This is a genomic window from Sphingobium sp. S6 (assembly GCF_905120495.1).
Lineage (GTDB): Bacteria > Pseudomonadota > Alphaproteobacteria > Sphingomonadales > Sphingomonadaceae > Sphingobium > Sphingobium agri.
In genome coordinates, this window is sequence record NZ_CAJHOG010000001.1 from 350928 (window position 1) to 375855 (window position 24928).

Genomic DNA, 24928 nt, shown 5'->3' on the forward strand with positions numbered 1-24928 from the left:
TTGCAATACTCAGCGGCTAATCCCCGGCAGCGCGCGGGTGTAGCTCAATGGTAGAGCATTTGCTTCCCAATGTTCCCGCGCCATGAATTTTCAATAACTTAGCTGGCGCTGTTGTTCCAACACCGGGCGTTTTGCGCGCGATGTTGGAACGGCATTCAGTTCATCCCGACGATGCCAGTCGCCGTCGTAGCAGCGCGCACATACCCGGATGCGAAGGGCACAACCTGGCCGGCAGCGACCGGCAAGGTCACATCGGCATCGGTTCCATTCGCGCTCTTGAGGACCAGGTTGCCAGCGCCGCCGATTACGAGCCGCTGGAAATTCTTGAGCAACGCACCGTCGCTCGGCGTGATGGCGATAAATTGGTTCGGCTTTGACACAGGCGTCTCCATCTATATGACGATATTTGGCAGCGGGAGACTCGTCAGACGTTGAAACACGCGCTTGAGGCACTCTCCCTGCCACAAACTCAAATCGAGTCCTACGGGCCGGAAATCGGCTCTCCTTGTGGCGCTGCAGGGTTGAACGGGACGGCCGTCTGGTCGCGCACCCATTTCCGAAGCGCGATCAAGTTCCAGGCTTGCCGCTCGGCGATGCGGAGCTTGGCAAGAAGATCGTCACAACTTCCCCCTCCATAAGCTCGGCAGGTGGCAGCGCTGGCGATGGACATTGGAGCGAGGTCGGAGCCGCCGAGATCGGTTCGGGCGGCGAGTTGCGCGCGCACGCGCTCATAGCGAGCATCAACATCGGCAAGGCGAGCTTTGTAGTCATCGACAGATCCTTTAGTGATGGCGGCCTGGTCCGCCTTGACCCGCTCCACGTTGCGATCGGCCGCGAGCTTTGCGGCCGCGCTGGCGGCCCGGAAGTTTGCGACCGTCTGCGCATGCGCCTTTGCCTCGGCCGCCGCCTGGTCGCGTGCATTGTCCCGCTCGATCGTTCGGAGATCGAGCCTGGCGTTGAGCGCGAAGATGATGACGGCGGCGACCAGGAGCGCGATCGCCCCTCCGATCGCCGCTATGATTTTGGCGCGAACCCCGATCATAGATCCACCATGCACAGGCGATATTCGGCCGCGCGGCGGTTCACCAGTCCCGCCACGACGCGACCGCCAGCCTTGTTCCAGAATTTGAGAGCAGCGCAGCCGCCCTTGAAGTCGCCGGCATTGAAGCGGCGTGCAGCCGTGGATCCGCAATAGCCCCTTGCGCCGACATTGTAGGCGAGGGAGGTGGCGGCGGCGAGCTGGTATGGCCGATTGGCTATCGCAGGCGTGCAGCGGGCGACCGGCTCGGCGAAACCCTGCACCGCGGTTTCAAGCATGGCCGAGCATTCGGCATCGGAATAGCGGCGCATAAGCACGCGCGTCTCGCCATAGCAGACCGTCTTCACCTTCACGATGTCGAGATAGGGATCATTGCTCTTGCCCTCCCAAGTCGCAATGAGCGGGACTGCCAAGACCATCGCCGCGGCGATGCCGCCCCCGGCAAGCTGCTTCTTATTCGCCATCGCTTTTCCCCTGCTTGATGATCATCGCGATAAGCGCCGCGATGCCGAGCCCGATGCCGATATATTCAGGTGCCGGGAACAGCATCCGGGCTTCGCTGGGCATCGTTGCCCACACCGTCTGCGCTACGACGCCCAGCGCGATGATCTGCGCGCTCCACCGCTTGAATAGCCTGGTCCAGTCATCGATCAGCTTCATCATTGCCCCCCAAGGTTGTGAAAGCCTTCCAGCCTGCGGATGCGCCGGTCATTATCGGCAAAGCGGCTGTCGAGATTTTCAACCTGCGATCTTTGCCGTTCATCGATCCGCACGAGCGTTTGCTGCATCGTGTTCACGGTTCCGACCAGCCACACGAATATGCCGACCACCGCGGCGGTCATGACCGCGCTGATAATCCCCGCCGCCCATTTCATCGGTGCTGGTATTTCCACTTTCGGTTCGGAAACGGGGGCCAGATACTTCGTCAGGGCGATGTCAGCCGCCTGCTCAGCCAGAACCCGATATTGCGCTAGGGTCGCGGCTTCAGTCATAGTTGCTCATTCGGGCTGCTCCGACCCTAGGCTTTTCGCCTGTTGATTAGTTCCCTCGGCGCTGGCTAAGTCCGTGACAGAGAGGGGAAAGCCATGGCTATCGTGACTGACATCAGGGACTACGCGGATGATCGCGGCAATGCGATCATCGGAACACCCAAGCTTTGCCAGAATGCCAAGATCAACTTCGCCGCTCGCAATTGTCGCGTCGAGATCGGGGATGGGGTGTGCCTCCAGAATTGCAGCTTCGAAATGAGCGCAGACGGCGGCCTGGTCCGCATTGGCAAAAACTCCGTCATCAAAAGCCACATGCGGGTAGGGTTGAATAGTTCGATCATCGTTGGCGAGCGCCTGTCCAGCACAGGGGGCGGCATTTTCTCCGCTACCGAAGGGACCTCCGTCACCATCGGCAATGACTGTATGTTCGCCATTTCGATAGATATACGCTCTGATCATTCGCACCCGATCTTTGACCGGCGCACGGGCAAGCGGGTGAACAAAAGCAAGCCCGTTGTGATTGGCGATCATGTCTGGCTTGGCCCGCAGGCTATGGTCTACCCGGGGGCGAAGGTGGGAGAGGGTAGCGTCATCGGCGCGCGAGCGCTGGTCAATGGAACCATACCGCCCAACTCTGTCGCCGTTGGCGTTCCTGCCAAGGTCACGCGGCGCGACATCGTGTGGGATAAGCGACATCTCGCTATCCACGCACCGCACATGTTCGATGACATTTCCACCATCCCTAATCCGTGGCAGTCGCAGTTCCCGCCCTTTGAGGCCGAAGAGCGGAGGTCTGCTGGCGTCATCAAAAGTTGGTTGAACAAGGTCACAGCCACGACCGCCTGCTTGACCGCTCAGGTTGCTATATGGCCGGACATGGCTGGGGTGGCGGTCGCCTTCTAGGCAGGCGGCGAGGTACGGAGCTGACACCATCACGTATCCACCGCGATGGTCTTGACCGTGCCATCACCAAACTTGATCTTAAGATCACCATCGGCACTGTCCACATAGATCGATGCGTACCCGGCTCGCGTTCCTGGCGGGCTCACACCATCGATCAGATAGCAAGCGCTTTGCGCCGATGAGAGGGGGGTAGCCGTCCAACTTCCACCGCCAGCCGATAGAATGAACCACTGCTGGATACGACTAGTGGTGCTAGTCATCCGGCAATGGATCGTCTGGTTGTTGAGGTTAAATAGATCGACGCGCCAGTTTTCAGACGTCGGCAAGCCAGATACGGGCGTGATATTGTGTACCGCCGAGAAATACGAAATATCTGGCAGTTGCATGTCGATCATCAGATCCAGAAGCCCTGACATTGTGGCGATCTCAGTGCCTGAGATTGGGTCGCGCATTTTGTTGTCAGCGCTGCGGGGCCAGACCTGCCCCTTGTAACGGGACAGATCTACCGGATGATACGGGCTGGCGATATCATCCCAGCTGTCACCTTTGGGCGCCATCTCTCGAAACAATAGCAGGCCCGTCACATTCGCGTCGCTCGTGGCAGGCCTCTTGGTCACGAGCAGGGTGTAAAGCGCACCGTCCGGTCCGACCGCCACGCCTTCATTTTCAGTTCGCTCGATCGAGTAACCCAGGGAGGCAACTCGACCAATAACCTTATCGGCCTGAGACACACCATATTGGAGGACGCTACCGTCCAGACTGACTTCGATCAGGCCATAGTCTGCCGCTCGGAGTGGGCCACTTGGCTCAGATGCCGGGATATAGCTGCCCCCGACGCTGATATATACCTTCCCATCGCGATGGGTGATGCCCTGCATCTTGGGCACATGAGGATATCCTGGGCTGGCCGAGGTTTGCCATCCAACGAGATTTTTTGCGACAAAGAACCGGCCAATCGAGTCGAAGTTCGCGTCGTAGAAATTGAAGGCGGTGCGCGAAACAGCAATACCAAGATCAACGGTAAGCTGTTGGATAAGCCACTTCCCCTCATTGTGACTGAAAATCGATCCGCAACCCCCGTTAATTCTCGTGACTGCGGCCGACATCGTGGTGCCATTGGCGGGCAAGGCTCCCGGCGCATATTCGATCAGGTTGCTACTCACAACGAAATAGAATTTTAGCGTCTCAGACGAACGGCTCCCAGTGACAACAATGCTTTCGCTCTGCACAGTCGGCCGAAAAAAGTAGCCCAGATAGTTGAAGTCCTGATCATAAGCGATGATCGCTGTGGCAGTGGCCCCGACGCCATCAGTTGCTGTATTGAGATAGATGTTCCCATCATCATCGAAGTCGAAGCCTTGCGGATAGAGATAGGAGCCACCTAGAGCTGTCAGCGCAGCATTGTAGTCAGGGAAACGCAGCGCCGCTTGGGCCACCGGCTCGCGCCGCCATATTGTCGGCTGCATTGTATGACTTACGTCTGCGATTGCCTGCCCGGCTTCGCCGAACCACTGCTTGGCCGTCCCGGCGGGGGAAAACAATGGGACGGGGGGAGAGCCCATATCTGCGGCACCTGCGATGATCCCGAGCGCCGCGTTTGCGACCAGGTCAATCACAGCGCCTACCGAGATCGGCTGCCCGTCGCCATCAAAGGCCAAATATTTATGCATCCGCTGTTGCTTGCCCGGAATGGTCTCTGCTGTTTCGCCATCGGGCATCATGAGCGCGCGATCGGTCAGATCGCCAATCTGGTCATCCTGCTCCTGCGCAACCATCATCTGGCGATCGAGCGCATTCTCATGGCTTTTCGCGGGGAAGCGATCCGATACTGTATATTGGGCGGACTGCATTCGGGCGGTGCGCCTGCGGATCCGCAGCTTTGCGCCCGCGATGCTCGACACCAGGGTGAGCGTGCCGCCGCCATCAGTGCCGCCGCCCGAAGTGGAGAAATGGACGCCTTGAACCAATGGAACGACAGTGCCGTCCGCTAGCACTCGACTAGCTTCCAATGCACCTGACAGGAAGCGGAAGGGGACGGCGAAGGTCAGCGTGACCCCATTTTCGAGATAATTAACTTTTGAAGATAGGGCACCGACGGTCATTGCATTGTCTCCCCGGCAATGGCTGTGAGGTCAGGGGCGTGATCCGGTGCCGTCTCACCGGGCGCCCAAAAATATTGCGTACGCTGCTCGGCGGCACGCTTTTCCATCCGCCGCCAGCTGCTGCGGTAGGAGGGGTCGATCTCCTCCTGGATCTGATCGGTGACCAGTCGATCAAAGGCGAGCTTCGCATACCAGAGCGAGCCGCCCGGCAGCTCCTGCCGCGCAAGTCGCGCTGCCTTCCACGTCGGGTTTTTTGCAGTCGGGATGTCCGCCAGCGCATCCAGATCCTGCGCGATCGGACCGGCCAGCGTTTGCCCCAGGCCGCCGCCAAAGCGGTTCTGCGTCGAAGAGAGGAAATCGCCGAAGATGCCGAAGCCGCCGCCCTGTAGCGTTGCCGCGCCCCAGAATTCCGGATCATCCATCGGTCGCGGATCCTTGCCGCTGGCGACCAGCTTCAGCTGGGCGGCCATCGCGCCCATAACCGTCGTGCCGATCACGAGGCCGGCCGCATAGCGCGCGGCATTACCGGCGGATTGCTCCATGATCCGCTGGCTCTGCTTGATCAGCATGGAAATGCCAAAGGACTTGAACAGCAGCGCCGATCGCGCAATCTCGCCGATCAGCGTTCCGCGCGGCGCGACGCTGTTGATCATCGCCCTGGTGCGGAGATCCGCGGTCGGCACCGCATAGTCAGTTTCGGCCGCGATCATTTCCAGCAGCCGATCGCCGAGCGCGTGATCCTCGACATTGGCCGGCTTGAGCCACGGCACGCCACGATCCATTTCCAGCGGCGTGGCACGAATTATGTCCCATGCGGCTGCATCGATCCCGTTGCGCGTGAGAGCAGCGCGGAAGGGCGCATCCAGCTTGTCGAACGCCTTCACGCTTTCGTCGGTGATATGGCCGAGAAACTCCATGCCGAACGCCCATCGGCCCGCCTGCGTCCAGTGCGACAGGCCAGAAACGCGCAGCACGCCCTCGGCCAAACGGCGCGAGACTTCCCCGGTCAGCTCCTCATTGAGGTAGCGCCCCTGTGCGGACGAACGCTGCCCCCATTCCTCGGCGATGAGACCCAGGCGCACGGCCAGGCGCTGGTCGGCGCGCGATCCTGGCACCATCAGCTTGATATAGTCGCGGATCATTCCAGCGGCCGGCAGGCCGTTGTAGCGTCTTGTTGAAAACTGGAAGGCGAGATCCGTCACGGCCGACAGGGTCGCGCTGCCCAGCTTTGCCGCCGTCTGCCAGCTACGTAGGGCGGAAAAGCCGAGCGCAAGCCCGCGATTTTCCGGCCGACGCGAAGCTCCGGTGAGCTCATCCCAGAGCCGATCAATCTGCTTGGTCCCGCCATGCGCGCGATCGACCGCCTTGCTATCGGGCGAGGCGTCGAGCGCGGCCGACTTCTCGATCGCGTCCTTCGCCCACTGCACCGTGGCGTTGGGGTTGGGCCCGAGGATCTCCATCGCGGCGATCTCCTGGCTCATCCCGTCGATATGCCCCATCATGGCATCGAACGCCGTGCCGCTGCCGAATTCGTCCTGGTAGGCAGCCCAATCGTCTGCGCTCTTGAATATCAGGAAGCGGCTTTCGCTGTGCCGATTAGCCATGCTGCCACGGCCTGCGGATCCCGGCTCGCGCTTGTTCCAGCCCTCACTGCGGATCGTCTCGAAGGTTTCCCGCAGCACCTCCTCGAAACGCCGTTCGGTGAAGGGCAGCCCTGTGTCTCGGTCGATCATGCGCGCGCGATCGAGCCGATCGACGATCGACGCGCGCCAGGCGTCGAAACCGGCCCGGCGCACGGCGCGGCTGTCATGCGATTGCGGCAGGCCCCAATGCTCGATCTTGCCGATATCGCCGCCGGCGGCGTTGAACCGCTGGCGCAGCATCTCGGCCGTGCGGCTCCACGCATCCGCCATTTCCTTCGCCGCGACATTGCCGCTGTCCTGGCCGAACAGCTCACGGACAATATCCCCCAGCTGGGCGCGGTTGCGGATGACGCCAATCAGGTTGCGGCTATGGTCCGACAGGATCTGATCCATCATCGCATGGGCCCGACCGCGAATGGCTTGGCGACGCCCCACGACATTCGAATAGGAAGCCCGGCCGTCCCGATCGAAAAGCGCCACCCCCGCGCGTGGATCGATGGGAGAGCCGGGCTTCCGCCCCCCGGCGAAGCTGTTCATCGCGGCCGCCGCTGTCTGCTGCGCCTTCACCTGCAGCAGCGTGCGCCGCTTCTTGAGCAAGGCCTCATCCTCGAGCATCTTGAGGACGCGATCGGTCGCCAGCGCCTCGGCCGCCGCGCCGCCCATCTGCTGATCATAGAGATTGAGCAGCTGCTGGTAGCGAGCGAGAGCCGCCGCGCCTTTGCCCTTCGGGATCTTGCCCTGCTCAATCAGGTCAGGGATGCAGACGCCGGCGCTCACAGGCAGCTCCTGATCGTCGCGAGCATCGCTTCATCCTCATCTAGATCTGTCAGGATGTCGGCAAGCGACGCTTCGCTGCCATCCTCGAGGCGGAACGCCGGCTGATCGGCCGCATCGAACAGGCCGAGGCCCATCGTGCCATCCTGCTCCTTTCCAGTTTTCGCGGATCCCTGCAGCGGCGCTTCGGCGCGGAGTTGCGTGGCCTGGCGTTGACGCTCCGCGACCGATGGATCGACCAGCTGCCGCATGTCATGGTCGAGGCTATCCGCCTGCAGGCGTGAAGCTTCGCCGCTGGGATCGTCCCAGCGCGCCATGAGCTCCTGCGATGGAGCCCTTAATTCTTCTGAGTGATCGGCCGCCCGTGGTGCTGCTGCTGCGCTTCCGCCATCCGCAAGGCGCGTTCCATCTTGACGCGGGTTTCCGGCGTCAAGGCTGGGTTCTTCAGCCCATCCCGGATCTGATCCATCTTCTGGACGTCGAGCGCCATAGCCCAATTCCTCCGCTTGCTGCAGTTGGGCATACAGGGTCGGATCGCTTTCCGCCAGAAAATCCATATGCGCCTGGTCGAGCTGCTCTCCGATCACGCGATCGAGCGTCTCCTCGAAATCGCCGTCCCAAAGCTCATAGGCCCGCAGACTATCGTCATCGACCAGGTCATCGATGCCGCGCTCCGAAGCCGCATTGCGCAGGCGCTGGTCGAATTCGGCAAAATCCTCGCTCTGTTGGATCTTCCGCCGCCGTGCCTCGACTTCGGCCAGGTCACTCGGCACGAAGGTGCGCTCTCCACCGCGATGCTGCCGATCGAGCGCATCCAGCAGATCGGCCGTGGTCACATCGGTGCGGCGCGGATCCCCGAAATAGCCCGCTTCAACTGCCAGCTCGCGCGCACGATCGAGCGCCATGCCCGTGCGCCGCACCAGGGTGCCAATCCCAGGCACGAACCGCGCACCGTCGAACATGCCCTTGAGGTCATGGCCTTCGTTATCGATGAGCCCGCCCTTGCTGGCGATGAACTGCATCAGATCCATCGACGCTCGGCGCACCGGGCGGGCGCGAGGCGCGATGACAGCTCCGTCGAAGGCGGCATCGACCAGCTGCTGCTGCGCGGCCAACCAGCTGGCCTCATCCTCGAACATGTCGCGGCGCAGCTGTGGCAGATCCGCATAGTCGATTTCCAGATCAGGACCGTCGATCGTCGCGCGCTCCGCATCCATCGCCGCCGGCCGCTCGATCGGCGCGTCGATATCGACATCCATGTCGCCAAAGACCGCGTCCGCCCCGGCGATGTCCTCGCCTTCGCGGCCGAGCGCCGCCATGCCGCGCGACAGGTCGCCTGTCGTTTCGCCCCCCGCCGCTGGCCGCATGAACTTGCGGACATAGGCGTCGAGCACGGCGGCCTCATTGCCCGCGCGCAGCACCGCCGCTCCGCCATGATCGCCGCCCTGCAATTCCCAATGCAGGAATTCCAGCTGCTGCTGCCTGGTCGGGTTGCGGCCATAGCGCCGGAACAGTTCCGCTTTGCGTGATCCCAGCCACTGCCCAAGGCCGAATGCGCCAGAAGTCGGATTGACCGCGCCATGGTTGCTGGCCGCTTCGGCCGCGATGCCTGCGGCGATACCGCGCGCCTGCGCTTCGCTATAGCCCTTTGCCTGAAAGAAGCCGACGACATCGTTCGCCAGGCGGCCGCCCGACGTGCGCAGCTTCGGCCTTTTCGCAGGCGCAGCTGCTGCCGCGATCGGCATGGCCTCTGGCGTGTTCGTGCGGACCAGCGCCTCGAGCGTGGCTTGCATCCGGGCGGCATGGGCGTCCATCCCCTCGGGCGTATCTGCATAAGGGGAGCTTGCGCGGATCTCCGCTTCCCGCTCGATCACGTGGATGGCGGCGCTTTCATCGGGCGTCCGCACGTCGCCCGGAACATGGCGCCCGAACATGCCGGCGATATCGCTGTCGCTCACCCCGTCCAGATCCGCGCGGGCGAGCGCCGATGCGATCTTGCGGTCGAGCGGCTTCAGCGCATCCACCGCCTGGCCGATGCCCTTTATCACCGCCTTGCCCAGCTGCGGGATGACGACGTCGCCGACAACCCCGCCAGCAGCGCCCATCAGCGTGTTGAGACCAGCCTCGCCGAGCGTAAGCTCCTCGCCCAGATCCTCGCGATTGCCCGCGACGATCGGCTGCTGGATGAGCTCAAGCCCGCCATTCACGAGCGCCGATCGCGCGGCTTGGGCCCAGATCGTGCCGCCACCGCCGCCCAGCGGCAGCGACGCGATGTTGACCGGATCGTGCATCGTCTCCCAGGTACCGGCGGCAAAGCCCACCGCGCCCTGGGCGAAACCGGACGAACGATCGAGCACCCCACGCGCATTGGCGCGCGCGGCCTTTTCGCGATCGATCACGCCCTTGCGGAACGTCGCCAGATCCGCCGGCGCATCTTTCAGGAACGCGGGATCCCGCTGTCGGATCGAGGCGATCTCGCCAAAGATCGCGCGCTCCTGGCTTTCGCGATCGACCCGTTTGTCGAACAGCGACCCGAGATCGAACGTGCCATTGTCGGCCGACGGCCGCCGCATCATCGGGTTCTGCCAAAAGCCGGGGTTGACCATCGGCTTGAGGCCGCGTTTCTGGCGATCGGCATTCACGGCCGCGAGCAGCGGTTCATATTCACGGCGGAGCCGCTCGGCCTCCGCATCGGTGCGATCGCCGCGCGCCAGCACACGATTGGCGTCCCAGACTTCGCCCATCGTGGCCGGACGGACGATAGCGCCTGGAACGACCGGATCGACGGCCGCGCCGCTTTGCAGCAAGCCGCTCATTGCGCGCGCCTTACGACGCCGATGCCACGGCCTACCGCCTCGATATCGAGCGCGTAGATCGCGCCATTTCGCTGCCGAGCGACCGTTCCACCGCGCTTGTCATGGAATTCATACCGGCCATCGGCCCTGCGCACCGGCACATAACGGCGCAGATCGGTTGCGGACATGGGCTTGCCGTCTGCCCAGACAGGACCATTCTTGCTGTCAGGCCTGAAGCGGACCTGCGACAAGACGCGGTCGAAGGCACCCTGCGTCCAGTTGTCGGGCAACAGCATCGGCACATCGTTCCAGCGCCCGAGGCCACCGCGCCAGAAGCCGTCCGCACCCTTTTTCCCGCCGAGCGCGACGTTGATATAGGGGTTCAGGTCATCGGCCCGGCCATCCCAATCATTGACGCCCTGCCGCGCCTTGGCATCAGCATAGAGGTTCTTCGCCACTTCCAGCGCCGCGCCGACTTCGCCCTGGTCGAAGCTCTGCGCCGCTGCCCCGAGGATGTCATAGAAGTGGCTGGCGACTTCCTGCGCGGCTTGTCCGTCGACGATCGCCTTGTTCGTCTTGCGGACGGCAGCCCCCCGCAGCGCTGCCGCCCGGCTGTCGCCGTCGATCGACACCATGCGGCCGAGCATCGGATCATTGGGCAGCACCTGGCGCGCCGCGCGCCGCGCATCGAGGCCGCCGAGCGCGGCCAGCTTGTTTGCGACGTCGACCATGCCCTGCTGCGACACACTGGCCTCATCGCGCAACTGGCGCACTTCCGCGTCATTGAAGAACGGCGTTTGCCGCCCCGTGGTAGCGGTCACGCTCCGCGCCCATGATGCACGCGCTGCGAAGGTGGCTGGATTATCGAGATCGATCGTCGGCGGCGGTGCGCCATTTTTGGCGGCCCATTCACCGGGATTATTGTTGAAGGTCGACACTGCGGAGGGCCGCATCCCACGCAGCACCTTCAGCCGGATATCTTCGTCGGCCGTGCGCTTGTCCTTTGCCGCGAGGCGATTGATCTCGCTGTCATATTGCTCCGGCTTCCAGACGTCGGCTTCCCGGCGCACGCCAGCCTCGACCCGGAGCACTCCGATCTCTGTCGCGGCGCTGTTGTCGCCAAGGGCCGACAGGCGCGATTGAACATCGGCAAGTTGGGCGTCTGGCACCTGCACGCCGGCGGATATTTGCGTCTTGAGTGTCGAAACCTGATCGCGCAGTGCTGCCGTCTGCAGCTGCTGCTGGTGCTGGGCAGCGGCATCGGCGCGGCGCACTTCGATCATGGCGCCATTGCGGGCCTGGTCGAGCTGCTGCGGCGTCAGCATCTCATTAAACGCGCCGCTGTCGATCAGCGCGAGCGCGCCTTTCGGATTGGTGTCATTGAGGCCATTGATGAAGCCGACCGCGACGCTCTGCTCGTGGTGCTGGATCAGCTCCTGCTTGACCTTCTCGGGCACGCCGACCAGCGCCTCGATGCCCTGACGGCCGAGGCTGATCTCCTCCGCGAAGCTTTTAGGATCATGCGCTTGCCGGGCGCGATTAGCGGCCACGTCCGACGCGCTCTTCTGATCGGCGACCAACTTGCCGATCCGAGCGCCTTGCTCATACTCATATTCTGAGCTGCGGAGCCGCGACCCGAATTCCGCCATCTGGCCCTTGGCGCTGTTGATCAGGCGGCTTTCCGTAAGCCCCTGCAGCAGCTGCTCGCTTTCAGCCTTCCACGCATCGGCCATGGCCTGCGAATGACCAGCGGCACCGGGACCGGCATTGCTGCGGCTGTCGATCGACAGCTTGTCCATCCGCTCGCGCGCCGCGGCAAAACGTGCATTGAAATCGGCCGCTTCCTGGTCGGCTTTCTGCTGCCGCTCGATCTGGAAGGCTTGGATTTCGCTGCGATGCAGGCTGTCGCCGACCTTTGCCATCGCTCGGCCGACATCAGCGCCAAAAGCATTGGCGTCCGCCATCGGCAGCGCCGCCGAGCGGGCAGGCCCCAGCTGCTGCTGATATCCGCGCTCCTCAATAGCCATTGCTGTTCGCCGATGCGAAGGCGCGCGACACGCGATCGTTATTGACGACGATATCGCCACCGCTCACGGATGATCCGCCACCCCCAGAAGAGCCAGCGCGGGCCGACGCCCAATCGCTCCTATAATCCAGTACCGTCGAAGCCGCGTTGAACAGCCCCGCCGTATAGGCATTCTTGCCTGCCGACATGGCCTGCGCCCCCTGGACGCGATAGCCAATTGCCCGCGACTGCGCCTCGCGCCTAGCATTGAGCGCGTCGAGCGTGGCGTTGATCTGGCTCTCTGTTAGGCTGTCGAGCGCGGAGCCCGTGCCGATCTGGAAACCGTTCGCAGCCTGCGCACCGATCTGGTTGCCCATGGCCTGGCGCGCAGCCTCGCGGATCCGCGCCACATTCGCCGCGCCTTCGCGCTCGGCTGAGATCGCATTCTGCTCGGCAACCTTCTTGTTGTACTTGCCCGCCTCATAGCTCGCCGCGCCGTTCACGATGCTGCCGACCGCTGCGACCGCCTTGTCCACCATCAGGCGATCCTTTCCATCAACATGTGGGTCTCGGCCGCCGCGCCATAGCGGCGCAGGACATGGGCGGGCTTGAGCCCCGACAGCATCGCGAAGCGGATCTCCGGCGTCGGCCGCACCATCACCGCGGCGACCAGCTGCTGCGCGTCGAGATCCGGGAAGCGCGCGACGATCGCCTCGGCATCGGCCGCGCGTGCGATCGCCTCGATCCGGTCATAGCCGCTGTCCAGCACCCGCGCGCGCGCGAAGCGCGTGACCGCCAGGTGCGCAGGCCCGATGCCGTTGGCGAGGATCGCCCAGGTGATGACATGCGTGCCACCGAAGGTGCCGCGCATGCCCAGGCAGGCGACCAGCTCACCATGCCAGCTGCAGGCCCATGCTTCGCCCCAGAAGCCCGTCGCACCGACGCCGCACAGCATTTCCGCATCGTCGCGGGATGCAGGAGCTGCGAGACCCATCTGCAGCATCTGGTCGGGATGCCGCTCGATCGACAAGATATCGTCAGGGGTGCAGAGGCGGATGGACAGGCTCAAGTGTCATCCCCCACGTCGATCCTGGGCATCGCTGCGATAATCGTCGCGGGCAGCGGCACATCGGACACGAATTCGGCCTGGCCATTGCGCGTCCAATTGGCGGAAACGGCGCGGCTGCTATCTCCGGTGTAGGGCGCAACAGGCTCATCCATGTCGGCTGCGGCGGATCTGTCGATCAGATTGTCTAGCTTGCCGCCTGCGCCGCCGACGCGAATACCGACAGTTTCCAACACGCGGACGCCGATCCGCACCAGGCGATGCTTGAGCCCGACGCTCGTTTGCCCATTGAGCTTGAGCTCGGGACGCAGCGTGATGCAGCGCGCGGTGAACGGTAAGCCAACTGTTACGCGAAACGGAGCATCTGGCACGGCACTCGCCGGCAGATCAAAAGCGCCACTTCCATCGACAGTGATATCGTCAATGACCGCCCCGGCGGCCAGCACCGCGACTGCCTTGCCTGCCAGATGCACCGCCCCGGTAAAATGCGTTTGCCCCGCCGAGGCCATCACCGTCAGACCAGCATCCACGAAGAAGGCATCTTCGATCGGATCGCCATCGTCACGCCACGGAGCCATTCGCTCGATCGACTTGACGCCGGCACGCTCGATCAGCGCCCACAGCTCGTCATTCAGGCCATCCTGGTCAGTGATGCAGACGGCGGAAAGGATCTTGCCGCCACCTCCTGGAATGATCCGGGCGAAGCCCTTAATGTCCTGCTCGGGCGCGTGCGGATGCACCGCCATTTGCCCATCGCCCCGGACACAGAACAACAGCTCTTCTGGCTCCTTTTGGAACGCCATTTGCCTGATGCCAGACTTGGTCACATGGCGCGACCAGACGGTGATGTTGTTTGCGGTGTAACGATCCTTGGCGAAGTCATAACCGACCTCGCGTAGCTTTCGTCCGCCGCGTTGAACGAAGATCGTCGAGCTCGCGATCTGGCAGGGGTAAACCCCTACAGAGCCATAGAAGCTCTGCGGCTCGGCAGCGATATTGTCGCCGCTCACAGCCACAGCGCTATTGATTGCACCGACTGCTATTTCGCGCGATGCCGTGCCGATGATCAGTTTACGATCGCCTGCCACCCACAATGCAGGATCTTCGGTGGCGATGGTGCGGCGGAAGGCCAGATCCGGCGCCGTGGCGCCCGAGCTTGTCGTCGTGGCGAAGTTGACCTGGCCACCCCCATAGTCACCCACCACGCTGCCGATTACATCGAAGTCCTTTATCAGGATCATCCGGCCGCCCCAGATCGAGACGAGGTTTGGCCACCCGTATTTCGAGGAGAAGGCTCCATGGGCCCAGCGCCACGTCGGAACGGACGTCAAACTATCAGGCAAGCGCCGCGTTACAGTCGCAGTCGCAGTCGTTCCGCCACCGCCGATGCCCGTAATGGTGACAATGCCATAGCGGTCATGGACATAGCGCCACGCCACGCCGTACGGACCGACATCGTTGATATCGACCCTGTTCGATCCATCCCACTCGGCGCCGCTGGTATGGGTAGGCTGAACCGATCCTGTTGTTCCATTGGTTTCGGCGATATAGGCCTTGCCATCGCTACGCATCTTCGTGCCGACCGTCACATTCTTGCGAGCAACTTCCCACGATTGAATGTCGGAGAAATCCGACGCCTCGATGCGGAAGGGCGCCCCTATGTGACTGGCTTCGAAGATCGGGCTGTTGGCGGTGATGGTAATCGTCGCCCCCAGCGCGACACCATTTACCGTCAGGAAGATGCCCTCGTTGGTATTCTGGTCACGAAAAGGACCATTTTTAAGAGTGAGAGCGCTATGTACAAAGGTTGAGGCACCCGTCCTGGTCAAAGCCGCCAGGGGGTAAGAGCGATGAGCGATGTACAGACGGTCGAAGCTCTGTTGCAGCGAGAGAGATGGAGCTGCCGAAGCGGGATATGGCGTGGTGACCTCATATGCCACACCAGGCGACGTTTCGATGCGGCCGCCATTAGTGAAAAAGCGAGCCTTGAGATTGCTCCACTCGATCACATAATCTTGTGTCAGGTTGAAACGGAAAGTCGACAGCCAAGTCGCCGCTGCATCGGCAGGGCAGATATATTCGAAACCAGGCCGCTTAACGATAGGCCCTTCGACGGTTGGTACGAAATTCTCACAGGTTTCCAGCCCGATCTGGTAAATCGCCGTGTCCGAACGTCCCATCATCCGGGGAGAGAGCTCGCCCCCGTTGAAACTGGTGATGATCGACCTGATGACGCCCATCAGCGGCCCGGCCCCGGAATAAAGCTTCCGCCCAGGCGCGCCATCTCCCACGAGCTGGGTTCGTAGGCCACCTGCGGGTTTTCTCGGGCATCGACCCGCTTGGCCTGACTGAGCGCATCCTGATACAGCTGCCACCCGGCGCTGCGGTCATAGCTGCTGCCAGCGATACGGGTGCCGATCTGAACAGCGAGCCGCCGGGAAAATGCTACCGCGAAAAGGTCATCCCATAGAGCGGGTTCGGGAAGATCCTGCAAATAACGGATATAGACCGGGCCGATGCTGTTGCAGAGGACCGACCGGCCTTCGAGCTGATAATCGTCGTCGGCCAGGTTAAGCACCTCGACCAGGCGAAGGCACTCGGACGGCAAACGAAATGAGTAGCCCCAGGGATACGGCACAGCGGCGAGCGCCTCGGCCGATAACCCCTTGCGGGTCATAAAGCAGTTCCAGCTATGGTCGCGGATTGCCGCGCGGCGGCAAAGATCCCACACGGCGGCAATGGTGCGGCCGATATGCGTGTCATCGCTGGGCGACATGATCTGATCGTCCTCGCCGATCAGCGAGGCCGCCATGTTCGCGATGGTGACATAATCCGCCATCGCCGCCGCCCCTTACACCGGCGGCCACTTGCCGGCAGCGATCTTCTGTTTCGCCGCATCGATCATGGTCAGGGCATCGCCCTTGGTGATCTTGGTATAGTCGATGTTGATCGAGAGCGTATCGGATTGCGCCTCGGCCGATCCGGCCGCGACTATGACATCCTTGAGGTTGTTCTTGCCTCGCTGGATCGTGAATTTCGCCGTTGCCATGGAGAACCTCCCTCAAGAACAGTTTGCGCCGGGGCCGATCGACGGCAGCCCCGGCGCGCGACCTGACGCGCCGTCAGGCCGAAATGGTGTAGCGGATCTCCACGCCGACGATCGCCGACCCCGGCATCGCGGCCGCCCCGACCGTGAGCCAAAGATCTTCAACGGCGGGCAGGGGCGCATCATCCCACGCAGATGCCTTCGGGCCGATCGAGGTCGGCGCATCGAGCGGCGCGGTGAAGGTACGCGCCGCGACATATTTGGCGGGCGCTGCCGTCGTGCCGACCGCGATCGTCGCCGTGCCCAGAGACGTGTCGGTAACGAGCAGGATTTCCTTGACGGTCGCGCCGATCGGCAGCTGGCCGAGATAGACGCGATCGGTGCTGGCGTCGGCCAGGACCTGCTTGGTTGCACGGATGCTGCGGATTTTCGCGCCGACGAGGGCGCCGTTGAGCTTCTTCGCCGGAACGGACGTGCCATCGGCAACACCCACCTGTTCAACTGCATAACGGTCAGTCATTGGTCAAAACTCCGAAACCGGAGCCGTCACGTTGGGGCGGCGGCAGCCGCCCCGCCGGATCAGGCTTCGTTGTTGAGGATGATGCCGACCTTGCCGGCCTGGGTGCGGGTCGATGCGACCGTCGTGCCGGCGAAGATCTGCTTGGACAGCAGCTTGCCGGGCATCGGGTCGATCGACGTGCGGATCTTCTGCCAGAGGCCGCGGCGCACGCCAGACTTCACCCAGAAGGGGTTTTTCCGATAACCGCTGCCGTCCACCGATAGCGGCGACGAGAATTTTAGCAGCGGGTTGGACAGCTCCAGCTGTATGATCGTGAAGCCGAGAAAGCGCTTGAGCACGCCATTCTCATATTCACCGCCGAACACTCGCTGAAAGTCGGCCGACGTCGCCGGGATCTCACCCAGAATGTCATCGACCTGCTCGGCGCCCAGCACCATAAAGCGCTGCTCGTTCATGTCGTTGAAGTTCTGCATCAGCAGCTTATTCGCCGCGCGGATCTTCGCGACATTGAAGCGCTGCGCACCAGAAGCGCCGCCAGTGGTGACGGGAACGATCATGCCGCTAGGAAACGGCGTCGTGGTGAGCCCTTCCTTGCCGCTGATGATCGGGCTGTAGATGCCCTGCAGATCTTTGTCGTCACGAGCGCGATTGATGGTGGCGGCAGCGGCCATCGTATATTCACCCTGAATATCGATGCCCGTGGCCAACTGGTCGGCATTGTCGACCAGTTCCGCATAATATTCTTCGTCCGGCTTGGGCAGCCAGACGCCGTCATGCGGGGTATTCACATATTTCGTGTCGCCATGACGCTCGTTGGCTGTCTGCGACGCGACATTGCCGACGATGTCCTTGACCTTTGCCTTTTCGCCGGACGCCGGCTGCTCGGTGACGGCGGCATCGAGCAGCGGCTTGGTCTGATTAAGCGCGAGCTCGACGTTGTTTTCGAAAGTAACCTGTGCGGAATTGTTGACCTGATCGGACATGATCGCCCTCGTCAAAATGGTGGAAGCCAGATTGCGATGGGCTAGGGGAGCGTCCGCTCCGGTCCCTCTATCGTTTAACGCCCGCGATCGGCGGCAGCATCCGCTGCGGGGCCCCGGGTCCGTTTCCGGCTAGGCAGGGTCTTAAAGCTAAGTCGGGGAGATCGACCGATCCCCCCGAACCGGCTGATGCGCAAAATCTCAAAGTGAGACTCCCGCGTCAAGCCGTTTTATTGCTGCGCCCGACCGTTTGCGACGACATTGAGCAATTGCTTCCACCGAAGGTTGTCAGAGGTCCCCGGAACACTCGCTTTGCTCGCTCGGGCCGGATCATTTTTGATAGCATCGAGCTCACGCTGCGCCTCCGCCGCCGTCACACCAAAGCGACCTGTGCCGCCGGTGATGAGCGTATCTTCGGCAATGCCGCCTCCGATCTTGGCAAGGAAGTCGAGCGTCTTATCGGCGCCCCATGCGCTCTGCAGCTGCGCGACCATGACACGATCGATGCCCAGCGCCCGCTGCGCCGCCTGGCAATCGGCAAGACGGGCATCCTTGTCAGAACCCCATTCCTTGAGCTTCGCCTGGGCGAGCTCATCCTGCTTCTGCACCTCGGCCAGGTGCTCCGTTACCTGGTGCTCGACATAGGCGTTCGCGAGCTGCTCGAACGCCGCCTTGGGCGTGCCTGCGGCATGGGCGATCTCGGCCAGCTTGCCGATTAGATCCGTGTTGAGTTCGAGCCCGCCGTTGGTTTCTGGCAGCGAAACTTCATACCCTTTAGCATCATCCGGCACGCCGATCGCCTTATGGAACGCCGCGAGCTCCTCGGCGCCCGCGCTGTCGCCGGGCACCTTGACGCGCCCACTGTCGCGCAGCGCGCGCTCCGTATCCCGCAGCGACTTGACGACGCCGTCGAGATCCTTGAACCCCTTCGCCTTCACCCAATCGCGATTGCTCGGCGCATCGTTTTCACCGCCATCGCCGGAAAGACCCTTGGCCCACTCCGGCAGATCTGCGCCGTCACCGCCGCCCTGGCCACCATCGCCGCCGCCTTCACCCGCGCCACCCTGGCCACCATCGCCTTGCTGCTGCGCGTTGGGATCTGCCGCGCCGCCAGCGCCGCCATCTCCGCCAGTGCCGCCATCGCCCAGCAATCCCGCTGCCCCACCCGCATCAAAGTCCATCGTCGACCTCCATTAGCAATTGGACTCGGTTTTCATCCAAGTTGAGAAATTTCGTGAGCCGGAGCCAAACCTCCCGGCGTCCCTCTCGCTGCGCCTGGACGCGCGCGTCAGGGTGGAATGTGCTCTCCTGCGCGAAGCAGAAATCGCGCAGGTCGGCGAGCACCGCTTCGCCCGATCGCGTGAGCTTGCCACCTTCACCCAGGAACACCGATTTGACCTGCCGCGATTGGACGACAGCGCGCTTGCGCAGCAGGTTCTGGATCGCATTGACGCTCATGCCGGCGCTCCTGCGATCTGGTTGCCCTTGGCGATCGTTGCATAGGCATCGGCCACCTGCGTCAGCTGCTCGGCCGACTGCGCGGCCTGCTGCTGATCAGCCCGGCCCTTGCGCTTCGCCTCGACCTGGTCGGGCGTGGCGATCCAGCTCGACCGTACGCCGAGCACATCGGCAAGGCCGGGCGCGGCCGCGTCCGTGTCGATATGGTCGAACACGCCGGGATCTAGCTGCGCCATCGGCGTCATCGCCTCGATCCAGCGCGTAAGGCCCGCGGCTTCACCCGCGCGCGCCATGCGCGACAGGGGGTTTTCATAATGGACAAGTGGCCATGCGCTTGCCTCGAGCACGACATCGGGGAATGGCTCGACTTGTCCGGCACGTATGGCGAGCTCAAGATCGCGTTGCGTGATCGGGTTTTGCTTTTCGCTTTCGAACCGATCGGCGAAGGGCTGGATCAACGCGCCCTGTTTGGCCGCGATTTCAAGCACTGCCGTCGCAGATCGCTGCACCGTTTCGGCGGACAGCAGCTTCCAGAACTCCTCGAGAAATTCGGTGCGGATGACCTGGCGCTCCGCCTCGAGCAACTCGACCCCCAGCGGCAGATTGCCGCCCATGGGGATCGGCTGTACCATCAGGCGGCCCGCCTGGTCTATCAGGCCGGGATTGAGCCCGCCCGGTTTCGTCACTAGCTTTGTGATCCCGTCATCGTCGTAGAAGGCCAGAGCGGGATCGACCGCCTTGTGCCCGGCGCGAAGGATCGTCTGCGCCATCACGTTTGCGCCCATGATCGTGGGCAGGACGTTCATGGCGGGCGATCGCCCATATTTCTCGCCGGGGCTGGTCATATGCCGCGACACGCTGATCGGCATGGAATGAAAGCCGCTGCGCTGCAGGACGATCTTTTCGTCGATCGCGATGTAGATCGACGCCACCGGCTTGCCCCGCCAGTCGAGCCGATCGGGCTCAAGATCGCCGTTGGGGCGCACAACATGCAGGATCTCGAATTCAGTCTCCGCCTTGTCCTTCGTGATCGCGTCGCGCATCTTGGGCGTGATCCCGTCCTCGCCGAACTGCTGCTTGAGCTGGCGAGCCGTGCGCTTGAAGCAGCGCCGCACCGTGTCTACCATGCCGGTGAAATCGGTATCGATGAAGCATTCGGCCAGCGGCAACGCGCGATAGAACAGGCCTATGCCGCGCCGCTCGCCCGTCCACACCGGCGCGGTGCCATAGGTGCCGAGCGACATGAAATCTTCGAAGGTCGCAACGCCAAAGCCCGTCATCGGCGCATAGCGGATCGCATAGAGACGATCGCCCGCGACTTCGCACCAGCGCCGAACCTCGGGCAGCCGGTTGAGATCCTGATCGGCGAAGCGGAGCTTAATATATTGTTCCTGCTTAGGGAGCGTGATCGACTGCATTGCCGACGCGAAGCGGCCGAGGCTCTGGATGCCGGTTACATCGAAATTGCCTTGGCCACGACGGGCCCCAGGCGATTGCGGGTTGAAACCACCCGCCGCGATCGGATTAACCCGATCCTCGACATCGCGCCACTGGCTTTCCCAGGGCGCGCGCTCCTGCTTGTTGCGCTCGAGCTCGGCGAGCTCGCGCTTGACTAGCTGATCGTCCTGCAGCTTTGCGTCCATTCTTCATGCCCCCCAAAGGAACCAACTAAGGCGTGGGGCGGAGCGGCCCGCCGATGCCGCTCCGCCGATCCCGATTAGAAAAAGATATCGTCCTCGATGCGGATATGCTGGCCGACGCCGACCTGCACCGGATCCAGGCGATCCGCCCAGGCCACCTGCTTGCCGTCGATCAGCAGCGCATAGCCGGTGACGCGAAAGGCCTGGCCGCCATGGCCGGGACCGTGCAGATCGAGCGGCACCGTGAGCTTGAGCCCGCGCGCATGATACGCCCAGGCCTCGCCGGAAATGACCGCCGGCGGCAATCCGCTGTCCCTATCGCCGTCGGCGAACAGGATCTCGACCTGGTCAGCGTCAGCAATCCGCTCGCGCAGCTCGGCGGCGCGCTCCCCCGCATCTTCCGGCGCATTAGCGATCGGGCCGAGCTTGCGTGGCTTACCCGGCTTCTTTTCGCCGGTAGCGGCCTTTCCGGCCTTTGCGGCCTTCTGGGCTGCATCCAGCTTATTGCGCAGATCGGCATTGTCCTTTTCCAGCTCGCTGATCCGATCCGCAGATCCAGCATTACCGTCAAGCTGTTGCTTGAGATCGGCATTTTCGCCTTCTAGGGCAGATACGCGCTGCGCCAGCGCGACAGCACCCTCACGATCAAGCCCCTCGGCAAACTGCTCTTGCAGCTGCCGCTCGATCGATTTTTCCTGATTTTCCTGCGTTTCCATCATCGTTCCTTTCAGCTGCCGAGCGTCGTCTTGCCGCCAGCAGAGCCCTCGGCGCCCCCGCTGCCGTTCAGGATGTCCGCCGCGCCGCCCTTGCGCCGCAGCAGTTCATCATTCGCGTTGATCTGCGCGGCCGCATCGTCCCGCGTCATCGTGGGGAGCGCCGCAGGGGGCTTGCCGGGACTGGACACCAGCCCCACCGCCTTGAGCACACCCGTGAAAACCTTCCGAACAAATGCCATCGCCGCCCTCCTCAAAAGCCCCGTAAAACATCGAAATCGCTATCGTTCACGACGCGCCGACCTTCACCGCGCGGCTCCCGGCCGCGAATGCTGGTGACGACATGATCGCCCTCGAGCGCCGCATACTGCTCGGCGTCGGCGACGTGGGTGTAGATCGTGTCGGCAATCTCCAAGTGACCCTTGGTTTCGCCGGTTTTCAGATCCTGTTTCTGGTATCGATAGCCGCCGCTATGGGCCTTGATCAGATGGCGGCAGCTGGGATCGATGTAATATCCATCACGCTCCGCCTGGGCCTTCCAGATTGCTTCATTGCGCAGGGCTTGCCGGTTGCTTTTTGCGCGCCGGATGGGACCGAAGCCGATCGCGGACGCGCAGGCCAGCGCCCAATCCATTTCATTGTCCTCGCGATCGTCGGCCGCGAACATCGCCGGATCGCCGACCAGGCGCACGTCCTCGCGCGTGATGCCGGGAAACTCCTCGAGCAGCACGGCGCGCAGCTTCTTGCCGAAGGCAGTAGGGCCGACCTTGAGCAGCTTGCCCTTCTTCTGGCGATCGAGGTTCACGACCTCGCGATGGGTGCGGATCTGATTATATTCGTTCCGCTGCAGGATGGCGGCCGCGGCGAACAGCCCCTGGTCGATCCCGACGATCAGCTTGCGCCGGCGGATCCATTCGGTCGGGCGCACATGCAGCGTGTGGCGGAATTCGGCATTGACGGGCATGCCGTGCATCAGCGCGACGGGCTTGTTGTGCACCATGCGATCGACATAGCCGGGCTTGTGCCGGTTCGCCGCGATCTGCAGCACATAGTAGCCCCGGCCGTTGGGCAGGTTATGCAGGTTCTCCGCGTCAGGCTCCATGCCGCCGGGCTGGATGAACGTCTCGACCAGCGGCCGACCGGCGAGCGTTGCCTCGAGCAGATCCACGTCCTCGGCCGTCAGCCCCTCGAGCGACCGCTCCATCGCGAGCTCATAGGCGTGGTTCTCCACGTCGGGCATGTTCATCGACAGGATGATCTGCGGATCCACGACGCTGTCGGGATCGAGATTGGAGAAACGGCCGACGCGGCCCGTCAGATACGGGACCAGGTCCGCTGGTTGAAGATCCGCCTCATCGACGATGACCGCGTTGATTTCCCAACCGCGACAGGCCTCCTCGACCGTTTGGTCCCCGATCGCGCGGAACTCATATTCGATATCGACGATCTCGAGCACCGCACCATCGGCCGCGCGGCGGGTGATTTTTTGGAAATGGTGCGTGTAGGGCGCCGACCAGAGGAAATTCCCTTCCCCTTCGGGCACGACATTGAACCAGCTCTTGAGCGTCGTCGACTTGAGCGATGGATAGCTTTCGCGCAGCACGCCGATACGCGCCTTGCGAACCATGACGCCCTTGGGCCCAGGCGATGGCTTCTGCAGCGCCGCCACGCGCAAGCCGCACTGCAGCGCCGCCATCGTCTTGCCCGAACCCACGGGGCCGATGATGATCTTGATGAAGGCGCGGGAGCGCATGAACGCATCGGCGATCGGGCCGGGCGAGGAAAGGCGACGTGCTGTCGTCATTCGCCATCCTCCCCATCGAGCCCCGGCAACGAGATGAATTCGGCATCGACGATGTCGCTGACCTCCTGCGAGCTATGCGTCACGCCCTCGATGATCAGGTCGGATATGCCCGAGAAGGTCATATCGACCGCGACAGGCTTCTTGCTTTCGAGGTAGGGCATGAGCGCCTCGGCGCACCGGATGCGGAGTGACGTCGCCTCGGCATAGGTCATCCGCTCCGTCACGATGTTGGCGCGGCCGCTTTTCGAGAAGCTATGCACCTTCGGCTGTCTCGACGCTTCGATCAGCACTTCCTGCGGCGTCGACTGGATCTGCATCATCGTGATCGCGGGATGCTGGCCAAATTGCATGAGGTAGCGCGCGAAATCGTCTGTCCGCTTGTTGCGGGAATTTTTGGGCCGGCCGCGCTTCCGCTCGCGCGCTTCGCGCAGCACCGCCATCTTGCCGGCGTTCTGGCCGAGCGCCTCGCGCGCCTCGACCATGTCCTCGGGCGTCACGTCGCCGAGCAGGTCGAGCTGCTGCGCCTCTTCCGCCTGAGCGGCCTCAACGAGCGACTTCGCCTCATCAAGCATATCGGCTGCAACTTTCCCCGTCCCGCTCTCAGTTGACATGGGCGCTTCCCCCGCTAGGCTGACCCGATCGACGCAGCCCCCAATCGGCATTCACACCCCGGCCCGCCGCTGCATGGCGAAGGGCACGGAAGGCGCGATCCCCCGGCCCCGTTACCGCACCTCCCACTTGGCGCCCGTTCACCGGCCCTGCATGGCAGGCAATTCGATCGTCGATCGAAATCTGAAAAATCGCGTCCGCGAGGGAGCTGGGGATCTGGCGCGCGGCGCATGGGGGGGCCACCCCCCCGGCGGCCGCCGAGGCCGACGGGCGGCCCAAGGCAAGCCGATCGGCACCGCTGGCCGCGCCGCTGGTCAGCCTGCATAGCTTCCGCCGAGGCTCAAAAACCCACGTATTTCCGCGCTTTTCGCCAGCCTGTTCCAACATCGCTGTTCCAACACGCGCCGAGCGGCACCCGGAAAACCGCAGAAATCCGCCATTTCCGACGACGTGCTGCGCCTGGTCGCTATCGACCGATCCGCCCAGGTCGATCGACCCGCCGCCGACGCGGCCGAGCGTCCCGGCCGCGATCGCGGCCCCGAAAGTTTTCGCGCCGCGCCCGTCTATTTGCCCCCTGATCAGCAGGTCCGAGCGGCTGACATGAGCAGCGCTCGAATATCCGCCCGGTATTTTATTCCGGATCGAGCCGCTTTCGGCCTGCTGCGCATCGGCTTGACGGGCTGGTTCTGGCGAGAACCAACGCAGAACCAGCCCAGAACCACTAAGCCCATGATTATTAATGATAATCAGGTGTGGTTCTGTGGTTCTGTGTTTTTGCCTCGCGTATACACGCGCGCCTACGTGTGTACGCGGGCGCACACGTGACGCGCGAGCATTTCCCG

Annotated in this window: 26 protein-coding genes; 2 read left to right on the forward strand and 24 right to left on the reverse strand. The window is 63.0% G+C overall.

Features of this window, described 5'->3' with window-relative positions; genetic code table 11:
• Positions 1–155 precede the first annotated feature (155 nt).
• From SPHS8_RS01765 to SPHS8_RS01790, 6 genes are all read right to left on the reverse strand, one after another.
• Positions 156–380 carry a spike base protein, RCAP_Rcc01079 family gene (locus SPHS8_RS01765; RefSeq protein WP_201513613.1) on the reverse strand — a complete coding sequence of 75 codons (225 nt, stop codon included), beginning with the start codon at positions 378–380 and terminating at the stop codon, positions 156–158.
• A 101-nt stretch (positions 381–481) separates the two neighbouring features.
• Entirely contained in the window at positions 482–1042 is a 561-nt protein-coding gene (locus SPHS8_RS01770) for a hypothetical protein (RefSeq protein ID WP_201513614.1), read from the reverse strand.
• The gene (locus tag SPHS8_RS01775) at positions 1039–1503 is read right to left on the reverse strand and encodes a lysozyme (protein ID WP_201513615.1); all 465 of its coding nucleotides are present in this window, start codon (positions 1501–1503) and stop codon (positions 1039–1041) included. Before SPHS8_RS01775 ends, SPHS8_RS01770 begins: the two co-directional genes overlap by 4 nt.
• The gene (locus SPHS8_RS01780) at positions 1493–1702 is read right to left on the reverse strand and encodes a DUF7940 domain-containing protein (RefSeq protein ID WP_201530749.1); all 210 of its coding nucleotides are present in this window, start codon (positions 1700–1702) and stop codon (positions 1493–1495) included. Before SPHS8_RS01780 ends, SPHS8_RS01775 begins: the two co-directional genes overlap by 11 nt.
• Positions 1699–2031, reverse strand: a complete 333-nt coding sequence (locus SPHS8_RS01785) for a hypothetical protein (protein WP_201513617.1) — start codon at positions 2029–2031, stop codon at positions 1699–1701. The genes SPHS8_RS01780 and SPHS8_RS01785 overlap by 4 nt, the downstream gene beginning before the upstream one ends.
• A 6-nt stretch (positions 2032–2037) precedes the next feature.
• Positions 2038–2559 carry a hypothetical protein gene (locus SPHS8_RS01790; protein WP_201513618.1) on the reverse strand — a complete coding sequence of 174 codons (522 nt, stop codon included), beginning with the start codon at positions 2557–2559 and terminating at the stop codon, positions 2038–2040.
• 21 nt (positions 2560–2580) lie between these two features.
• Here SPHS8_RS01790 and SPHS8_RS01795 point away from each other — a divergent pair, with 21 nt between their 5' ends.
• Positions 2581–2931 (forward strand): acyltransferase, encoded by a 351-nt coding sequence (locus SPHS8_RS01795; RefSeq protein WP_236574920.1) that lies wholly within the window; start codon positions 2581–2583, stop codon positions 2929–2931.
• Between the two features lie 29 nt (positions 2932–2960).
• Here the strand turns inward: SPHS8_RS01795 and SPHS8_RS01800 are convergent, their stop codons facing one another.
• From SPHS8_RS01800 to SPHS8_RS01885, 18 genes are all read right to left on the reverse strand, one after another.
• The gene (locus SPHS8_RS01800; protein WP_201513620.1) at positions 2961–5033 is read right to left on the reverse strand and encodes a hypothetical protein; all 2073 of its coding nucleotides are present in this window, start codon (positions 5031–5033) and stop codon (positions 2961–2963) included.
• Positions 5030–7453 (reverse strand): hypothetical protein, encoded by a 2424-nt coding sequence (locus SPHS8_RS01805; protein WP_201513621.1) that lies wholly within the window; start codon positions 7451–7453, stop codon positions 5030–5032. The genes SPHS8_RS01800 and SPHS8_RS01805 overlap by 4 nt, the downstream gene beginning before the upstream one ends.
• Positions 7450–10266 carry a phage tail tip lysozyme gene (locus tag SPHS8_RS01810; RefSeq protein WP_201513622.1) on the reverse strand — a complete coding sequence of 939 codons (2817 nt, stop codon included), beginning with the start codon at positions 10264–10266 and terminating at the stop codon, positions 7450–7452. The genes SPHS8_RS01805 and SPHS8_RS01810 overlap by 4 nt, the downstream gene beginning before the upstream one ends.
• On the reverse strand, positions 10263–12272 hold the full coding sequence (locus SPHS8_RS01815; protein WP_201513623.1) for a hypothetical protein: 2010 nt from the start codon (positions 12270–12272) through the stop codon (positions 10263–10265). The genes SPHS8_RS01810 and SPHS8_RS01815 overlap by 4 nt, the downstream gene beginning before the upstream one ends.
• On the reverse strand, positions 12262–12789 hold the full coding sequence (locus SPHS8_RS01820; protein WP_201513624.1) for a hypothetical protein: 528 nt from the start codon (positions 12787–12789) through the stop codon (positions 12262–12264). The genes SPHS8_RS01815 and SPHS8_RS01820 overlap by 11 nt, the downstream gene beginning before the upstream one ends.
• Positions 12789–13319: a hypothetical protein gene (locus SPHS8_RS01825; RefSeq protein WP_201513625.1), complete on the reverse strand. Its 531-nt coding sequence runs from the start codon at positions 13317–13319 to the stop codon at positions 12789–12791. Before SPHS8_RS01825 ends, SPHS8_RS01820 begins: the two co-directional genes overlap by 1 nt.
• Positions 13316–15556, reverse strand: a complete 2241-nt coding sequence (locus SPHS8_RS01830; protein ID WP_201513626.1) for a hypothetical protein — start codon at positions 15554–15556, stop codon at positions 13316–13318. The genes SPHS8_RS01825 and SPHS8_RS01830 overlap by 4 nt, the downstream gene beginning before the upstream one ends.
• Positions 15556–16155 (reverse strand): hypothetical protein, encoded by a 600-nt coding sequence (locus tag SPHS8_RS01835; RefSeq protein ID WP_201513627.1) that lies wholly within the window; start codon positions 16153–16155, stop codon positions 15556–15558. Before SPHS8_RS01835 ends, SPHS8_RS01830 begins: the two co-directional genes overlap by 1 nt.
• 12 nt (positions 16156–16167) lie before the next feature.
• Positions 16168–16365 carry a hypothetical protein gene (locus SPHS8_RS01840; protein ID WP_201513628.1) on the reverse strand — a complete coding sequence of 66 codons (198 nt, stop codon included), beginning with the start codon at positions 16363–16365 and terminating at the stop codon, positions 16168–16170.
• 73 nt (positions 16366–16438) lie between these two features.
• Positions 16439–16882 carry a hypothetical protein gene (locus SPHS8_RS01845; protein WP_201513629.1) on the reverse strand — a complete coding sequence of 148 codons (444 nt, stop codon included), beginning with the start codon at positions 16880–16882 and terminating at the stop codon, positions 16439–16441.
• Positions 16883–16941: 59 nt separating this feature from the next.
• Positions 16942–17865 carry a phage capsid protein gene (locus tag SPHS8_RS01850; protein WP_201513630.1) on the reverse strand — a complete coding sequence of 308 codons (924 nt, stop codon included), beginning with the start codon at positions 17863–17865 and terminating at the stop codon, positions 16942–16944.
• A 227-nt stretch (positions 17866–18092) separates the two neighbouring features.
• Positions 18093–19043 (reverse strand): hypothetical protein, encoded by a 951-nt coding sequence (locus tag SPHS8_RS01855; protein WP_201513631.1) that lies wholly within the window; start codon positions 19041–19043, stop codon positions 18093–18095.
• On the reverse strand, positions 19033–19320 hold the full coding sequence (locus SPHS8_RS01860) for a Bbp19 family protein (RefSeq protein ID WP_201513632.1): 288 nt from the start codon (positions 19318–19320) through the stop codon (positions 19033–19035). Before SPHS8_RS01860 ends, SPHS8_RS01855 begins: the two co-directional genes overlap by 11 nt.
• Entirely contained in the window at positions 19317–20963 is a 1647-nt protein-coding gene (locus SPHS8_RS01865; protein ID WP_201513633.1) for a portal protein, read from the reverse strand. Before SPHS8_RS01865 ends, SPHS8_RS01860 begins: the two co-directional genes overlap by 4 nt.
• Positions 20964–21037: 74 nt before the next feature.
• Positions 21038–21679 (reverse strand): hypothetical protein, encoded by a 642-nt coding sequence (locus tag SPHS8_RS01870; RefSeq protein WP_201530753.1) that lies wholly within the window; start codon positions 21677–21679, stop codon positions 21038–21040.
• An 8-nt stretch (positions 21680–21687) separates the two neighbouring features.
• Entirely contained in the window at positions 21688–21915 is a 228-nt protein-coding gene (locus tag SPHS8_RS01875; protein WP_201513635.1) for a hypothetical protein, read from the reverse strand.
• An 11-nt stretch (positions 21916–21926) separates the two neighbouring features.
• Complete coding sequence (locus SPHS8_RS01880) at positions 21927–23477, reverse strand: hypothetical protein (protein ID WP_201513636.1); 1551 nt, start codon at positions 23475–23477, stop codon at positions 21927–21929.
• Positions 23474–24088 carry a hypothetical protein gene (locus tag SPHS8_RS01885; RefSeq protein WP_201513637.1) on the reverse strand — a complete coding sequence of 205 codons (615 nt, stop codon included), beginning with the start codon at positions 24086–24088 and terminating at the stop codon, positions 23474–23476. Before SPHS8_RS01885 ends, SPHS8_RS01880 begins: the two co-directional genes overlap by 4 nt.
• 448 nt (positions 24089–24536) lie before the next feature.
• On the opposite strand from SPHS8_RS01885, the gene SPHS8_RS20285 reads away from it, so the two are divergent.
• Complete coding sequence (locus tag SPHS8_RS20285) at positions 24537–24911, forward strand: hypothetical protein (RefSeq protein ID WP_236574921.1); 375 nt, start codon at positions 24537–24539, stop codon at positions 24909–24911.
• Positions 24912–24928: the final 17 nt, after the last annotated feature.

Bases quoted from the DNA above. Each gene is read 5' to 3' on its own strand.
- SPHS8_RS01810 (WP_201513622.1), bottom strand. From the start codon at position 10,266: ATGAGCGGCTTGCTGCAAAGCGGCGCGGCCGTCGATCCGGTCGTTCCA.
- SPHS8_RS01865 (WP_201513633.1), bottom strand. From the start codon at position 20,963: ATGGACGCAAAGCTGCAGGACGATCAGCTAGTCAAGCGCGAGCTCGCC.
- SPHS8_RS01770 (WP_201513614.1), bottom strand. From the start codon at position 1,042: ATGATCGGGGTTCGCGCCAAAATCATAGCGGCGATCGGAGGGGCGATC.
- SPHS8_RS01790 (WP_201513618.1), bottom strand. From the start codon at position 2,559: ATGATCGCCAATCACAACGGGCTTGCTTTTGTTCACCCGCTTGCCCGT.
- SPHS8_RS01875 (WP_201513635.1), bottom strand. From the start codon at position 21,915: ATGGCATTTGTTCGGAAGGTTTTCACGGGTGTGCTCAAGGCGGTGGGG.
- SPHS8_RS01860 (WP_201513632.1), bottom strand. From the start codon at position 19,320: ATGAGCGTCAATGCGATCCAGAACCTGCTGCGCAAGCGCGCTGTCGTC.
- SPHS8_RS01835 (WP_201513627.1), bottom strand. From the start codon at position 16,155: ATGGCGGATTATGTCACCATCGCGAACATGGCGGCCTCGCTGATCGGC.
- SPHS8_RS01815 (WP_201513623.1), bottom strand. From the start codon at position 12,272: ATGGCTATTGAGGAGCGCGGATATCAGCAGCAGCTGGGGCCTGCCCGC.
- SPHS8_RS01775 (WP_201513615.1), bottom strand. From the start codon at position 1,503: ATGGCGAATAAGAAGCAGCTTGCCGGGGGCGGCATCGCCGCGGCGATG.
- SPHS8_RS01785 (WP_201513617.1), bottom strand. From the start codon at position 2,031: ATGACTGAAGCCGCGACCCTAGCGCAATATCGGGTTCTGGCTGAGCAG.
- SPHS8_RS01845 (WP_201513629.1), bottom strand. From the start codon at position 16,882: ATGACTGACCGTTATGCAGTTGAACAGGTGGGTGTTGCCGATGGCACG.
- SPHS8_RS01870 (WP_201530753.1), bottom strand. From the start codon at position 21,679: ATGATGGAAACGCAGGAAAATCAGGAAAAATCGATCGAGCGGCAGCTG.
- SPHS8_RS01830 (WP_201513626.1), bottom strand. From the start codon at position 15,556: ATGGGCGTCATCAGGTCGATCATCACCAGTTTCAACGGGGGCGAGCTC.
- SPHS8_RS01795 (WP_236574920.1), top strand. From the start codon at position 2,581: ATGGTCTACCCGGGGGCGAAGGTGGGAGAGGGTAGCGTCATCGGCGCG.
- SPHS8_RS01880 (WP_201513636.1), bottom strand. From the start codon at position 23,477: ATGACGACAGCACGTCGCCTTTCCTCGCCCGGCCCGATCGCCGATGCG.
- SPHS8_RS01820 (WP_201513624.1), bottom strand. From the start codon at position 12,789: ATGGTGGACAAGGCGGTCGCAGCGGTCGGCAGCATCGTGAACGGCGCG.
- SPHS8_RS01780 (WP_201530749.1), bottom strand. From the start codon at position 1,702: ATGATGAAGCTGATCGATGACTGGACCAGGCTATTCAAGCGGTGGAGC.
- SPHS8_RS01840 (WP_201513628.1), bottom strand. From the start codon at position 16,365: ATGGCAACGGCGAAATTCACGATCCAGCGAGGCAAGAACAACCTCAAG.
- SPHS8_RS01885 (WP_201513637.1), bottom strand. From the start codon at position 24,088: ATGTCAACTGAGAGCGGGACGGGGAAAGTTGCAGCCGATATGCTTGAT.
- SPHS8_RS01850 (WP_201513630.1), bottom strand. From the start codon at position 17,865: ATGTCCGATCAGGTCAACAATTCCGCACAGGTTACTTTCGAAAACAAC.
- SPHS8_RS01855 (WP_201513631.1), bottom strand. From the start codon at position 19,043: ATGGACTTTGATGCGGGTGGGGCAGCGGGATTGCTGGGCGATGGCGGC.
- SPHS8_RS01800 (WP_201513620.1), bottom strand. From the start codon at position 5,033: ATGACCGTCGGTGCCCTATCTTCAAAAGTTAATTATCTCGAAAATGGG.